This is a genomic window from Chlorogloeopsis sp. ULAP01 (assembly GCF_030381805.1).
Taxonomy (GTDB): domain Bacteria; phylum Cyanobacteriota; class Cyanobacteriia; order Cyanobacteriales; family Nostocaceae; genus Chlorogloeopsis.
The window spans coordinates 282,412-297,353 of sequence record NZ_JAUDRH010000005.1; the positions used below are offsets into that span (position 1 = coordinate 282,412).

At 41.6% G+C, this 14,942-nt stretch carries 12 protein-coding genes; 9 read left to right on the forward strand and 3 right to left on the reverse strand.

Annotation, left to right across the window (positions count from 1 at the left end):
* Positions 1-111: 111 nt before the first annotated feature.
* Positions 112-1,773 (reverse strand): murein biosynthesis integral membrane protein MurJ, encoded by a 1,662-nt coding sequence (gene murJ, locus QUB80_RS11845; RefSeq protein WP_289789701.1) that lies wholly within the window; start codon positions 1,771-1,773, stop codon positions 112-114.
* Positions 1,774-2,069: 296 nt separating this feature from the next.
* Entirely contained in the window at positions 2,070-3,512 is a 1,443-nt protein-coding gene (locus tag QUB80_RS11850) for an LCP family protein (RefSeq protein ID WP_289789702.1), read from the reverse strand.
* 113 nt (positions 3,513-3,625) lie between these two features.
* On the opposite strand from QUB80_RS11850, the gene QUB80_RS11855 reads away from it, so the two are divergent.
* The 5 genes from QUB80_RS11855 to QUB80_RS11875 all read left to right on the forward strand — a co-directional run bounded on the left by QUB80_RS11855 (position 3,626) and on the right by QUB80_RS11875 (position 8,956).
* Positions 3,626-4,690 carry a mannose-1-phosphate guanylyltransferase gene (locus QUB80_RS11855; RefSeq protein ID WP_289789703.1) on the forward strand — a complete coding sequence of 355 codons (1,065 nt, stop codon included), beginning with the start codon at positions 3,626-3,628 and terminating at the stop codon, positions 4,688-4,690.
* Positions 4,691-4,869: 179 nt separating this feature from the next.
* Complete coding sequence (yidD, locus tag QUB80_RS11860) at positions 4,870-5,160, forward strand: membrane protein insertion efficiency factor YidD (protein ID WP_289789704.1); 291 nt, start codon at positions 4,870-4,872, stop codon at positions 5,158-5,160.
* Between the two features lie 51 nt (positions 5,161-5,211).
* The gene (locus tag QUB80_RS11865; protein ID WP_289789705.1) at positions 5,212-6,858 is read left to right on the forward strand and encodes an ABC1 kinase family protein; all 1,647 of its coding nucleotides are present in this window, start codon (positions 5,212-5,214) and stop codon (positions 6,856-6,858) included.
* 85 nt (positions 6,859-6,943) lie between these two features.
* Positions 6,944-7,930, forward strand: a complete 987-nt coding sequence (locus QUB80_RS11870) for an ABC transporter ATP-binding protein (protein ID WP_289789706.1) — start codon at positions 6,944-6,946, stop codon at positions 7,928-7,930.
* Positions 7,931-8,167: 237 nt separating this feature from the next.
* Complete coding sequence (locus QUB80_RS11875; RefSeq protein ID WP_289789707.1) at positions 8,168-8,956, forward strand: ABC transporter permease; 789 nt, start codon at positions 8,168-8,170, stop codon at positions 8,954-8,956.
* 285 nt (positions 8,957-9,241) lie between these two features.
* Here QUB80_RS11875 and glmM read toward each other — a convergent pair whose 3' ends face one another.
* Positions 9,242-10,708, reverse strand: a complete 1,467-nt coding sequence (gene glmM / locus QUB80_RS11880) for a phosphoglucosamine mutase (RefSeq protein WP_289789708.1) — start codon at positions 10,706-10,708, stop codon at positions 9,242-9,244.
* A 529-nt stretch (positions 10,709-11,237) separates the two neighbouring features.
* Between glmM and QUB80_RS11885 the strand changes: the two genes are divergently transcribed.
* The 4 genes from QUB80_RS11885 to QUB80_RS11900 all read left to right on the forward strand — a co-directional run bounded on the left by QUB80_RS11885 (position 11,238) and on the right by QUB80_RS11900 (position 14,487).
* A complete protein-coding gene (locus tag QUB80_RS11885) occupies positions 11,238-11,951 on the forward strand; it encodes a biliverdin-producing heme oxygenase (RefSeq protein ID WP_289789709.1) in 714 nt (237 codons plus the stop codon).
* Between the two features lie 324 nt (positions 11,952-12,275).
* Positions 12,276-13,316 (forward strand): cobalamin biosynthesis protein CobW, encoded by a 1,041-nt coding sequence (cobW, locus tag QUB80_RS11890; protein ID WP_289789710.1) that lies wholly within the window; start codon positions 12,276-12,278, stop codon positions 13,314-13,316.
* A gap of 279 nt (positions 13,317-13,595) precedes the next feature.
* Positions 13,596-14,081 carry an ABA4-like family protein gene (locus QUB80_RS11895; RefSeq protein ID WP_289789711.1) on the forward strand — a complete coding sequence of 162 codons (486 nt, stop codon included), beginning with the start codon at positions 13,596-13,598 and terminating at the stop codon, positions 14,079-14,081.
* 82 nt (positions 14,082-14,163) lie between these two features.
* Positions 14,164-14,487, forward strand: coding sequence for a hypothetical protein (locus tag QUB80_RS11900; RefSeq protein ID WP_289789712.1), 324 nt, complete (start codon positions 14,164-14,166; stop codon positions 14,485-14,487).
* Positions 14,488-14,942: the final 455 nt, after the last annotated feature.

Consider the following 14,942-nt stretch of genomic DNA (forward strand, 5'->3'; position numbering starts at 1 on the left):
GGGAAATTAGGTAATAGGGGATAGGGGACAGGAGACAGATGAGTTTAATAGTTCTGTTCCCCATAACTTTTTCCCTGCCTTGGTGTAAATAGATGATGACAGATGCTTATCCTATTTCTTGAAAAACTTTTGCCGCATCCGAGTTACAAAAATATTCACTTCTGGTAACTTCATCCAAGCAGCGATCGCCCCAAAAACGCCCAAACCTACCAAGCCAGATATACTCAACAACAATAGTTGAATCAGTAAACCATCTGTAGTCAAGAACCTTTGTACAACCCCTAAAGTAAAGAAACTGGCAAAACCTGCGACGAAGCTTGCACCAGTCAAACCAAAAATAGGTATGCTCCATTCTCGCCAAGGGATGCCATTCAGCTTGCGATCGAGCAACCATAAGAGCATTAATGTTGAACTCAAATTTACTCCTACTGTTGCTAAAACCAAACCAGGAGCGCCAAAAGATTTAATTAAAATCCAATCTAGGAAGACATTCACAAAGATGTTAAACAGACTAATGCGAAAAGGCGTTTCACCATCACCCAGGGCATAAAATACCCGCACTAGCACATCACGCCCTAAATATACAAACATTCCTACACCATAGGCAACCAACAGCGAGGACACCATATCTGAGGCAGCTTGATCGAAAGCTCCCCGTTTATACACTACACGCACAATCGGATTTGAAAGAGCAATCATCAATGCGCCCAAAGGTAGCATCGTGAAGGCAGAAAGAATTAATCCTTGGCGAATGCGTTGTTTTAGCTCATGCCAATCATTTGGATCGGTTAGTCGAGAAAAAATTGGTAATAGAGGAACTAAAACGACATTAGAAATGACTCCTAATGGAGTTTGTACCAGTAAATTGGCATAATTCAAGCCAGAGGCAGCAGCAGGAATGAAGGAAGCGAAAATAGAATTGATCTGCCAGTTGATGTAGAGCATCCCAGAAGAGAAGGTAGCTGGCAACATAATTTTCATGACTTCCCTAACTCCCGGCTGATTAAAATCAAACCGCAGGCGAAATGAACCCATACCAATACGTGCCTGTGCCACTAATTGCACAAGCCATTGCAGCACAGCTCCCGCTAAAGTTCCGATCGCTAATACCGCGCCGCCATACATTAAATACTCAGCAGTGTAAATTTTAGTACCTAATTGCAACCATAAAAAAGCTACGGCAATTACAACTGTAATGCTTGATAATAAAGGACTAATAGATGGTAACCAAAATTGATTTGCGACGTTGAGTGTGCCAAATCCGATACCAATAAGTCCGGCAAGAATAGCCATTGGTGACATGATCTGGAGTTGTTTTGTGGCGATCGCCTTCACCAACTGTCCATCTGCACGTTGATCTAGCCCTGGTGTAGTTACCTCAATCAGATTTCCAGCAAAGATTGCCAAAGCGATCGTGACAATCAAAAGTACACCACCAACCAGGGTTGTCATAGTCTCCACTAAAGGAGCAGCTTCTTCTTTTTTGCGCTTGGCTAAGACACTAACAATTGCACTGTAGAAAGGGCCATTAATGCCACCAAGTAAAATTAGTAAAAAACCTGGGATAATATAGGCGAAACTATAGGCATCAGCAACAGGGCCAGTACCAAAAGCCGCACCTATTGCTACTTGCCGTGCCAACCCTACAACTTTGCTAATGATGGTGGCAACAGCAACAATTCCGGCAATCCCGGCAAGAGAACGAGAAACTTTTTGTTCTTGTGTCACAAATAGTACCCGACAAATATTCAGACGGCGCTTATCTGAAAACATTTAACCGGAAATCTAGAACTTTGTCAGGGTTTTTTCGATAAAACTCATTTCATCAAGCGATCGCTGGTTTGGCACTAAGCAACACCCATAACCAAGCCAGAATCAAAATTCCCATCAAACCAAACAAGCGCAGCAAAAATTTTTTCATAACATAGTTGCTTTTTAGTAGGTAGTAGAGGCGGGTTCTGTTGATTATGTTTACGTTCAAACCGAGAATTTATCTTCTAAACCCACCCGTACAGTAGCTAGTAGTTGGTTTTTAACCACTATCCACTATCCACTAACCACTAACCAAATTACTCTTTCCAATCTTTCCCAATCCGAATGGTGAGTTCTGATTCTAAATCGCCTGTCGCCGACACCTCAATGTTACCTAAGCCCAGAACTTCTTGCAGTTTTTCTGCTGCTTTACGGTTACCTTTTTGCGCGATAATCTTAGTTTCGCTGTGGCGATCGGGTAAATCTGGGACAGCATAAATTTTTGTGAAGCCTTTTTGTTTAAGAGAGTTAATAACTTTTTCTGTTAGCTGGGGTTGATTGGAAGAATTTTGAATAGCAATTTTGAGACTAGTTACAGGTCGTGCATCTGACTTGAGACCACCTATAATCACTCCGGTATAATTAGTCAGTAAGTCAATTCTTCCAGACAGATCTAGCCAATAGCTATCAGGATCTGCACTTAAACGGCTGAAAATACCTGGCAAGATAGTCATCTGGAAATTATCCCTCTCTAAGTTGAGAGTGAAATTGACTATTGCCATCATTTCTTCAACTTTTAAGTTAGTGTCAAAGTATTTGCCCATAATCCGCACTAGTTGGGGCAATTTGGGTAAAACAGTAGGACTAAACAGACGTTCGCGCAAACCCATAATTAAAGCTTGCTGTCGCTGCACTCTTGGTAAATCCCCTGTATTGGCTTCGCGGAAACGGATAAACTGTTCTGCTTGTTCTCCGTTAAGAGTTTGCCAGCCACTGACTAAGTTAATCGAAAATTTACCAGCAGAGTCTCTATATTCCATCGCTTTAGGAACGAACACCTCTACTCCACCCAGTTGATCTACCAACTGCCGCAAACCACTAGTAGAAATACGGATATAACGGTCTATAGGCGCATTGCTCAGGGTGCGGCTGACAACTCGTGCTGCTAGAACCGATCCTCCTTGCGCATTCGCTTCGGATACTTTATTTAATCCCTTAGATTCTGGAATTGCTATCATTGTATCTTTGGGAATTGAAAGTACCCGCATAGTTTTGTCTTCGGGGTTGAGCCTGAGGAGCAACATGGTATCGCTTTTACCAGCAAAACTTTCTGGTGAGCCGTCAACAGTTCCAGGAACTGGTTCGATACCCATCACTAAAATATTCATCGGGCGTATCAGCTTGTACTGGGAGATATTGCTCCAGATTTCCCCAGGCAATGGCATTTTCTCGGCATCTGGATTATCCATGCCCAATTCTTCGTCTGTTCTATCTATATCACTCCACAACGGAGTCCAAAGCGCCAAGGTTGATACCAACAGCCCTGACAAAGTGATCCCAACGACGATCGTCAATAGCCAAAACAGCCACCGAGGCATAGCTAAACCCAACCTTTGGTAAAGCTGGCTAGGAATAGAACCGACAGACTCTACCAATTGAGAAGAAACTTCTACTTGCTGTTGCGCATTTGCTTGAACAGGTGGCTGCTGCACTCGTTGAAATTTAATTTTATTTTTTAATCGTTCTGCTTGTTTAACCACAACTTTCTCCCCACTCAACCACTCCCTGGATGTAATGTTAATGCTAGCGACAAATCTTGCTAGTTAAAGACACCACTGTAAACTTGTAATATTCTTGAATTTTCCATGACAATATGACTAGACCATTGTTCCCTGTAATTCTTGCCGGTGGAAAGGGCGAGCGTTTTTGGCCTTTAAGTCGCCAAAACCGTCCCAAGCAATTTTTAGATTTAGATGGTAGTGGTAGAAGTCTCCTACAAGGAACTGCTGATCGGCTGCTACCACTTGCAGGCGATTGGGACAACTTGTGGGTAATAACTTCTAGTCAGATAGCTCAAGGAGTTAAAGAACAACTGCCTAAACTCCCACCTGATAACTTATTAATTGAGTTACAAGGACGAGACACCGCCGCTGCTGTTGCTTGGACAAGCTTAGAAATCAAAAAGCGTTACGGAGATGACGCTATTGTTGGCTTTTTCCCCGCCGATCACTGGATTGCTGAACAAGAAGCTTTTGCAAACACATTATATGCAGCAACTCAACTAGCGGCAAACACAGCAGCGATTGTCACATTGGGGATCAAACCTGCCTTTCCATCAACTGGTTACGGCTATATAGAACAAGGCGAAAAAATTGGTTGCTTTAATGACTTGCCAGCTTATCACGTTAACCGTTTTACTGAAAAGCCTAACCGTCAAACGGCAGAAAAGTTTCTGTCTACGGAACGCTTTAGCTGGAATAGTGGGATGTTTATCTTTCGGGTGGGTGTTGTTCTTAAGGAACTGCATATCCACGCTCCGGATATTATTGAGCCGTTGGAAAAATATGGCCCTGATATCTATACTCATCTCCCTAAGATGAGTATAGACTATGCCCTTATGGAAAAGACAGGTCTAGCATACGTAATTCCGGTGGAATTTGGTTGGGATGATTTAGGTGACTGGAATGCGATCGAGCGTTTATTGAAAAAAGAAGATACTACAAATGTAGAATTAGGTGCTCATGTTGGATTGGATACCAATGGAGCAATTATTTACAATAGCGATCCCAATGATGTAGTTGTTACTATCGGCTTAGAAGATGTGGTAATTGTGCGCGATCGCAATGTAACTTTGATTGTAAAAAAAGACCGCACCCAAGAAATCAAACAAATCCTCAAAACTCTTCAAAACGATCCCCGATTTACAGAACTACTTTGAAGGGGATAGGGAACAGGGGACAGGTGACAAGGAGGTGAGGGAGGTGAGGAAGTAATAAGAGTCAATTCTTCCCTATCTCCCCCTCTCCCCATCCTCTTCTTAGCCCCTAACCCTTGACAGAGGCTGAAAAGACAAATTTTTCGATATAAATTGAGTGTTGGATATTTTGTCTCCTAGTTATGGAAATTACCTACTTTGAGCCTTTTGTTAAGAAAACAGCAATCAACTCTATTACTGCTTATCAAGATTATATTTCTCCGTACAAAGGATTTTCCTGCCCTCATCGGCTATTAAATGGCGGGGATTCCTGCTCTCAATACGTTAAAAAAATGCTGACTGAGCAAAGTTTAGTAGAAGCCGTACAATCATCTTTACAAAGATTTAAAGATTGTACTCATGCCAGCAAAATTATTACAACTAGAAACTCTGGTGGCGGTTGTATTGTCATCCCTTGCTGCATACCTCTTTAATTAATTTATTTTTTCGCGTTTCCTGCATCGTAATGGCAGTTCGTTAGAATTATGTTTCTCACCCAAACTGTTCCCCGTCAAAGAGAAATCATCGAAGTTTTATTCCGCAATGGCTGGGACTATATGCGAAGGTTGCTCACTGGCGGTAAACCAGATGAGCCTCAATTGCCCACACCTGCGGTTTTGAAAAATATCTTGGTAGATTTGGGGCCTGTTTATGTTAAACTTGGACAGTTAATGTCTACCCGCCCGGACTTACTAAGCGCGTCTTATATCGAGGAATTGTCAACGCTGCAAGATGAAGTACCACCTGTTCCTTGGTCAGAAATAGAAGTTATCATCCGTAAACAATTAAAACAGCCTTTAGAGGAAACTTTTGCAACTATTAATCCTATACCTGTAGCGGCTGGCTCAATTGCTCAGACACATCGGGCTACACTCAAAGACGGACGGGAAGTCGCGCTGAAAGTTCAACGTCCGGGAATAGATATTATCGTTAACCAAGATATTGCTTTGATTCAAGGTATTGCCGATTTGGTGGCACGTACCGAATTTGGGCAAACTTACGAAATCAAATCCATAGCCGAAGAATTTACCAAAGCCCTAGAAGCTGAGTTAGATTTTACGCGAGAAGCTAGTTATACTGATCAATTACGACGTAATCTATCTCAAGGTCGTTGGTTTGACCCTAATCAGGTAGTAGTTGCCGAAATTTACTGGGATGTGACTACTGCCAAGTTGATGGTAATGGAATGGTTGGATGGTGTACCACTATTGTCAGCTAATTTTGACAATGACCAAAATGGTAAAAGTCCTGCTGTCGAACGTCAAAAAGTTACTACTCTGTTATTTCGTGCTTTTTTCCAACAGCTTTATATAGATGGCTTCTTTCATGCCGATCCGCATCCAGGGAATTTGTTTTATCTCAAAGATGGGCGGGTTGCTTTAATTGATTGTGGCATGATGGGAAGGCTCGATCCGCGCACGCAACGGATATTGACGGAGATGTTGCTGGCAATTGTCGATTTAGATGCCCAACGCTGTGCTCAATTGACTTTGCAACTTTCAGATTCTGCCCAACCAGTAATTTTATCTCGCTTAGAAAATGACTATGACCGAATGCTGCGCAAGTATTACAACTTGAGCTTGTCTCAAATGAATTTTAGTCAGATTATTTACGAACTGCTGCAAGTTGCCCGCAATAATAAAATTCGCTTACCTAGCAACATGGGCTTGTATGCTAAGACTCTGGCTAATTTAGAGGGAGTAGCGCGATCATTCAATCCAGAGGTTAACTTTATAGATGAAGTTCAACCATTGCTGACAGACTTATTTCGTCGCCAGTTGTTTGGAGAAGCTCCTGTGCGATCGCTTCTGAGAACAGCACTGGATCTTAAAAGTTTGTCTTTACAATCTCCCCGACATATTGAATTACTTTTAGATAGAGTTACATCCGAAACACTACAGTGGAATTTATCTTTACGCGGGCTAGATGGATTGCGTCGTACAGCAGACGATGCCGCCAATCGACTTTCTTTCAGTATCTTAGTAGGCTCACTGATTATGGGTGCAGCAATTATTTCTAGTAATGCACGTACAGCCCAACTATCTTTTTTAAGTAACGTGTTATTTGCTACTGCTAGTTTATTGGGATTGTGGTTGATTATCAGTATTCTGCGATCGGGTCGTTTACGTTAAAAAGTTGTTAATAGTTAATAGCTAATGGCTAATAGTTAATGGGTACAAACTATCAACAATTAACAACTAACTACTAACAAAATATATGCCGATTATCGAGGCTCAAAATTTGAGCAAAGTTTATCCTGTTGCTGTTAAAGAACCAGGCTTAATTGGAACAATTACCCACTTTTTTCGTCGCACCTATCGCGAAATTAAAGCGGTTCAAGATGTTTCCTTTGAAATTGGAACAGGTGAAGTAGTAGGCTTTTTAGGGCCAAATGGTGCAGGTAAAACTACTACACTCAAAATGCTCACAGGATTGGTTCATCCTTCTAGTGGTAAAGTCAGAGTAGCTGGTTATGTTCCCTTTCGTCGTCAAGAAGCGTTCTTGCAAAAGATTACCTTAGTGATGGGGCAAAAACAACAGTTGCTTTGGGATTTGCCAGCAATGGATTCTTTAAAGATTAATGCTGCTGTTTACGATATCTCGGAGCGTGAGTTTCGTCAACGGGTGGGAGAATTAACTGAGATGCTGTCCCTAGAAGGCAAGCTTTCCCAACCTGTGCGGAAGCTATCTTTGGGTGAACGGATGAAAGCAGAGCTTTTAGCAGCACTATTGCACCATCCCAAAGTGTTGTTTTTGGATGAACCCACTTTAGGATTGGATGTTAACGCTCAGGTGGGGGTACGTGATTTCTTACGTGAATACAATCAGCGCTATCAGGCAACCGTGTTACTAACTAGTCATTACATGGCTGATATTACAGCTTTATGCGAACGAGTACTGTTAATTCATCGAGGAAACCTAATGTATGACGGTAGTTTGGATGGATTACTAGAAAGATTTGCACCCTATCGAGAAGTTCATATAGAGTTGGCTCATCCTCTACCTAAGGAAAAACTCATGCTTTACGGTGATGTGCAAAAGGTAGATGGGCGAATGGTGTGTTTTATGGTACAGCAAGAAGAATTAACACGTACTGTATCGCGAATTTTAGTTGAGTTAGAGGTAACTGATTTAAAAGTGACTGAACCGCCTGTAGAAGAGGTGATTGGGCGAGTATTTTTAGAAGGAGTGGTTAGTAGATAATAGTGGATAGTGGATAGTAGTTAATGGTTAATAACCAAATGCTACCTACTAACTACTAGCTACTGTACGGACAGGTTTAAAAAATAAATTATCGGTTCTAACCCAAAGTTATCAATAAAACCCGCACGGCAGTCGCTACAACCGGGGGAACCCGACGCCAGGTGCTACAACGTACTGGCTCTTCATGCGGCTGCCTCCCCTACTAAATACTAACTACTACCAACCAACAACCAGATAATGAAGCGCCTCCTTAGAACAGCTTGGACATTGCTTTCTGTTTACTATGCTTATATGGTGGAGTATCGAGCAGAACTTATTTTATGGGTTTTGTCTGGTTCTTTGCCAATTATATTAATGGGAGTTTGGACGCAGGCAGCTCAAGGTGGAAATTTTGGTTTAACACCCGTAGATTTTGCCCGTTACTTTTTAGCTGTTTTCCTCGTTCGGCAATTAACAGTTGTTTGGGCAATCTGGGATGTTGAAAAGGAAGTAATAGAAGGCAAGCTTTCTAACCGATTATTACAACCACTCGATCCAGTGTGGCATCATGTTGCATCTCATCTAGGTGAAAGAGGTGCGCGTATACCCTTTACGTTCCTGTTAATTGGATTGTTTTTTATACTGTATCCTCAAGCTTTTTGGGTACCGAGTTTAGGAGAAATTTTTCTTTTTTTCTTGGTTGGTGGATTGGCTTTTATCTTACGCTTTGTAATTCAGTACACGTTTGCTTTATTTGCTTTTTGGACAGAAAGAGCTAGCGCCATAGAAAATTTTTGGTTCTTATTTTATTTGTTTTTGTCTGGTATGATTGCCCCTTTAGATGTTTTCCCCGAACCAGTAAGAACAGTAGTACTTTTCACACCTTTTCCCTATTTAATTGATTTTCCTGCGAGTATTTTGGTGGGACTACCTGTAAATATGACAAGGGGATTTTTGGCAACATTAGGTTGGATTTTATTATTTTTGATTTTGAATCGCTGGCTGTGGCGGCAGGGATTAAAGCAGTATTCGGGAATGGGAGCGTGAGAGAGGACAAGGAGCAGGGGAGACAAGGGGACAAGGAGAGAAGAGGTAAATCTGCCTCTTTGCAGTCGCCACCCTTATGGGAAGCCCTCCGGGTACTCTAACGAGAACCCGCTTCGCGTGTACGCAGTCGCTACCAACGGATACGCCGCTAGCTAACGCAACGCCTGACGGCGAACGCGCCTACAAGTCGGCAGAGCCGCAAGGGCGCGCTGCTCGCCGCTGCGCGTCTACAACGGAGGGGAACCTCCGCACGACGCTGCTCTCCGCCTCCTGCCTCCTGCCTTCTCAAGCTGCTAGATATTGCTGAACTTTTAACACAAGTTCATTTGTCCAATAATTAACAAGTTCCGCTGCTTCTGCTTCTACCATGACTCGGATGACTGGTTCTGTGCCTGATGCACGAACTAGTATCCTGCCTGTATTACCCATTCCTGCCTCAGCACAAGCGATCGCTTCTTGTAGAGGTTGGCATTCTTTCCATCCTAGACGTTTGCTGCGGTCTTCTACACGCACGTTCCGCAACAGTTGAGGATATGTTAGAAAGCTCTGATCAACCATTTCTGTGAGAGGAACACCAGCTTGCTGTACTAAAGTTGCTAAATGTAAAGCTGTCAGTAGACCATCTCCAGTGATACCATAATGGCGACACAGAATATGACCAGATTGTTCTCCACCTAACATTCCTCCAGAGGAATGCATTTCTGCTTGGACATATTGATCGCCCACTGCTGTACGAATTAGCTTACCACCAATTTTTTCCCACGCTCTTTCAAAGCCTAAGTTAGCCATGACTGTGGAAACAATGAGATTATTTGGTAGTTCTTGTTTTTGTTGTAGGTAGCGTCCCCACAGGTAAAGGATGTAATCACCATTTACTTGTCTGCCGCTATGATCTACTGCCAAAACGCGATCAGCATCACCATCAAAGGCAAAACCTAAGTGGGCATTGTGTTCGCTAACTGCTGCTTGCACAATATCTAAGTGAGTAGAACCGCAGTTAACATTAATGCGATCGCCATCCGCTTGATTATGCAAGCAAATAACTTCTGCCCCTAACGACTCAAATACTGATGGTGCTAACCCAACAGCTGCCCCCCACGCCAAATCTAGAACAATCTTCATCCCTTGAAGATTGACAGCGTGTAAAGGATGTTTTAGGGCTTCAGCATAACGTTCTACCAACTCTGGGCGGGAGTAATGCCTACCACAATTGCGATTAATACTAGGCGATGCTGTACCCCGCAATCCTGCTTCAATTTCTGCCTGTAATACTTGCGATAACTTCAAACCATCAGCACCAAAAATCTTAATGCCGTTATCTTCCGGTGGGTTGTGGCTGGCAGAAATCATCACTCCGCCGATCGCATCACTAACACTAGTAAGATAGGCAACACAAGGAGTAGGGCATAAACCTAAATACCAAACTTCTAACCCTGCTGCTGTTAAGCCTGCACTTAAGGCCATTGCCAGCATATCACTAGAATTTCTCGAATCCTGTCCAACAATGATCGGGCCGATCTGGGAAGCATTAGATTGCAATACAACCCCCGCCCAAAAACCAACTTGCAATGCTAGAGGTGCACTTAGTAATTCTCCAACTCGTCCGCGAATACCGTCTGTGCCAAACAAGGGAGTTGTTGGTAGCGAGATATTATTTAGTGCTAAATTGCTTGCGATCGCTTGCTGCAATCCATCTGGCTCAGAAGCAGAATTTCCACCAAAGCCTTGAGGCCGAGTTATAGATGAGACCATACGTTAAAACACTCCACACAGACACACAGGAGGATAACACTTTAAAACTTATTCAACAATTCTCTATGGGTAGGTTTTATCACGATAGTCCTATTAGTTTTTCTTCGCCTAAAATTGATTTAAGTAAAGCTTTTTTAAGAGATAGTGCTTAAATAGGGACTGGGGACTGGTGATTAGGTACTGGGTACTGGGAATTTTAGATTTCTCGTTACTAGGTTGAACCTGGTAACGACGGTTTGTGGGCTGCCGCCTCCAGGCATATCCTCTCCTTGTCCCCTTTACCCAATACCCAGTACCCAATCCCCGATGTAAATTAAATTTAGCCAGTCATAACAAAACTTTAAGTTGTGCAAATATGGCTCTGTATAAGTGATTGAGTTACGTTTGCCAATCCTACAAAACTTAGTAGCTTAAAAATATTTAATAAAATTTCTCATCAAATAGCTCTACTGTAACGTTTTAGTGGCTTTTGTAGCCGTTAATAAATCGATACTCCGGCAGTTGACTTTTTAAAGTTGAGAAATTTAGCATGAGCAGCAATCTAGCTACCAAATTGCGTGTAGGCACTAAAAAAGCCCACACGATGGCAGAAAACGTTGGTTTTGTCAAGTGCTTTTTAAAAGGAGTAGTAGAGAAAAACTCCTACCGCAAGCTCGTTGCCAACCTCTACTTTGTGTATTCCGTTATGGAAGAGGAGATGGAAAAGCACAAAAATCATCCTCTAGTTTCTAAAATAAATTTTCGAGAACTATACAGACAGCGCAGTTTAGAAAAAGACCTTAGCTATTATTACGGTGGCAACTGGCGGGAACAAATTCAATTATCGCCTGCTGGGGAAGCATACGTACAGCGTATTCGGGAAGTTTCTGAAAAAGAACCAGAATTATTAATTGCTCATTCTTACACCCGCTACCTTGGGGACTTGTCTGGTGGACAAATTCTCAAAGGCATTGCCCAAACTGCAATGAACCTAAGTGGGGATGGAACAGCTTTCTATGAATTTGAAGACATTTCTGACGAAAAAGCATTCAAAAACAAATATCGTCAAGCTTTAGATGAACTGCCAATCGATGATGCTACAGCCGATCGCATTGTCGATGAAGCTAATGCCGCCTTTGGCATGAATATGAAAATGTTCCAGGAATTAGAAGGCAATTTGATTAAGGCGATCGGACAAATGCTGTTCAACACCCTGACTCGCCGTCGTACACGTGGCAGCACCGAACTGGCTACTGCCGAGTAAACCACAAAATAATATCAGCCAATATTTTCTAAAGTGTAGGGGCAGCGCCCCTGGGATTGTCCTCATCACACAGGGCTTTCTTAGGGAAGTTGCCCCTACAGTCTTATACGATTTTGGATTTTGGATTAGAAATTTCCTTCTGTGTTGGGTTCTCGTGAATCCATCTGCCCTTAATCATTTTTTAAATTGGTATCACACGTTTATACCCAGCCTTTACTAATCACCTTTATTTTGTGCGTAAGTGCTGATTCCCAATCTACCCACTATGGGGCAAAATGCAAAAAGGCTCAATTCATGGCTTTTGTGTAAAATTTTAATTAAACAATGGCTGCAAAAATTCCTGTCACCGTTATTACCGGGTTTTTAGGTAGTGGTAAAACTACTCTCATTCGACACCTACTCCAAAACAATCAAGGACGCCGTATTGCTGTTATAGTTAATGAATTTGGCGAACTTGGCATAGATGGAGAATTGTTGAAATCGTGTCAAATTTGCCCAGAAGACGGTAATGGCACAGATAATATTTTTGAATTAACTAACGGCTGCTTGTGCTGTACTGTACAGGAAGAATTTTTACCGACAATGCAACAGTTACTCAAGCGGCGAGATAGTATTGATTGCATTTTAATAGAAACCTCTGGTTTAGCCTTGCCAAAACCACTAGTAACGGCTTTTCGCTGGCCAGAAATTCGTTCTGGTGCTACGGTTGATGCTGTAATTACAGTGGTAGATTGTGCGGCAGTAGCAGCAGGAACATTTGCTGACGATCCGGAAGCGGTAGAGGCACAAAGGCAAGCAGATGATAGTTTAGAACACGAAACCCCTCTACAAGAACTGTTTGCAGATCAACTTGCCTGTGCAGATTTAGTAATTTTAAATAAAACTGATTTGGTTGATGAACAAACAAAAGCAAAAGTTGAGGAGTTAGTTAAACAAGAACTGCCCAGGGTTGTAAAGATTGTAAACAGTTGTGAAGGTCAACTAGATCCATCCATATTGTTAGGATTCCAAGCCGCAGTTGAAGACAATTTAGATACCCGTCCTAGTCATCATGATACTGAAGAAGAACATGATCACGATGAAGAAATCATATCAACTCACCTAATTTTAGATCGCGACTTTGACCCCCAAAAGCTGCAACAACAGTTACAAGTACTAGTAAAACAACAAGAAATTTACCGAATTAAAGGCTTTGTTGCTGTACATAACAAACCTATGCGTCTAGTAATGCAAGGGGTGGGGAATCGCTTTGAACAATTCTACGATCGCCCTTGGCAACCTCAAGAGTTACGGCAAACCCGTTTAGTTTTTATTGGTCGAGAACTAAATTCGTCTGAGATTGAATCGCAGCTTGTGACATTATAAGCTATTTAGTCATTGGTTAGTAGTTAGTAGGGGAGGCAGCACGCCCTTGGAACCAGTGCGCCTTTGCGGATTAAGCACGTGTAGCACCTGGCGTCGGGTTCCCCCGGTTGTAACGACTGCCGTGCGGGTTTTGTTGATAATCTTGTCGTTCAAACTGATAATTTATCTTCTAAACCCTCCCATACAGTGGTTAGTAGCTGATTGTTTTCCTCTGCTCCCCTGCTCCCTATCTCCTTATTCCCGCGTCTCCCACTCCCCTGTCCCTTGTCTCCATTTTCTATGAATATCACTCAACTGTTCAACATTGCCAATATTTTCGTTTTACCCTTTTGGGCATTGATGATTTTCTTGCCTAAATGGAAAGTTACCAAACAGGTAATGGAATCCTATATTCCTTTTGTGCCTTTAGCAGCAGCATATTTGTATTTGTTCATTATTAGTGTTACTCCAGAAAATGCCCAAGCTCTATCAAATCCTCAACTGGCAGACATTGCTAAATTTTTTGCCGATGAGAAAGCTGCGGCTACAGGTTGGATTCATTTCCTAGTAATGGATTTGTTTGTCGGGCGCTACATTTATTTGCAAGGACAAAAAACAGGAGTTTTTACAATTCACTCATTAGTACTATGTTTATTTGCTGGCCCTTTAGGATTACTCTCTCACATCTTTACTTACTGGATTGCTAAGAAACTTTTCCTGAGTTCTAAAAGTGAAATAGAGGAAGGTGAACCAAAAACAGTGTCGTCTACATTAGATGCAGGTTAACTTTAAGTGTGGGTGCTTTTTTAATCAACCCTAAGTCATTAATCCTACAGAATAACTATTTCAATTTCTCGACTTACATACTATGCATCAACCAACTAAAGAAGAGTTATTGCAGGCAATGAAACTTATGGTTGGCTCAAGAAATTGGGCAGGATATTTACATTTTAGAAGGTTGTTAAAGTTACACTATCCTATTGGTTTTAACGGTGAATTACGGCAAATGTTTTGCTCGCTATCCGATGACGATAAACTCGCATATTGTAACTATTTTAACGATCCTCCAGAGTCGATGGACAAGCAGCAAAAAAAACTGAAGAAGAAAGCTAAGGCAGCAGAACTAAAAGAGAGACAGACAGGGATATACCAACCTAAATTAGCTACTTCACCTAAAAAGCAATCAAATTAAGAAATTTTATTGACATTCTCCTCACAAATCATCTTTCTTTTTACTAAGAGTATGTCAATTTTTATTTTTCTACTTAATCTTATCATTCAAGAACATGAACTTGTTTTTTTAATAAAGTAGAAAACTCAATTAAACGTAAAACGCGTTCCGCAAAATCCCCACTTGTCAAAAAGTCGGGGATTTGTATTTTTAGTTTATTTACATTAACTTATACCAATTTAAAAAATTATTAAGGGCAAATGGATTCACGAGAACCCAACACAGAAGGTAATTTCTAATCCAAAATCTAATCTAAAATTCAAAGTGGTATTACTTGTTTAAAATTTGACAACAATAAATGTATCATGAGGTAATTATTTGCAAATATTTGTTTACTTTCTCACAACTTACTCAAGTTTTATTCTTAATCTCAAATAAAGAAGTAAATTGGATTGAGTGTTACACTGATAAAGTTT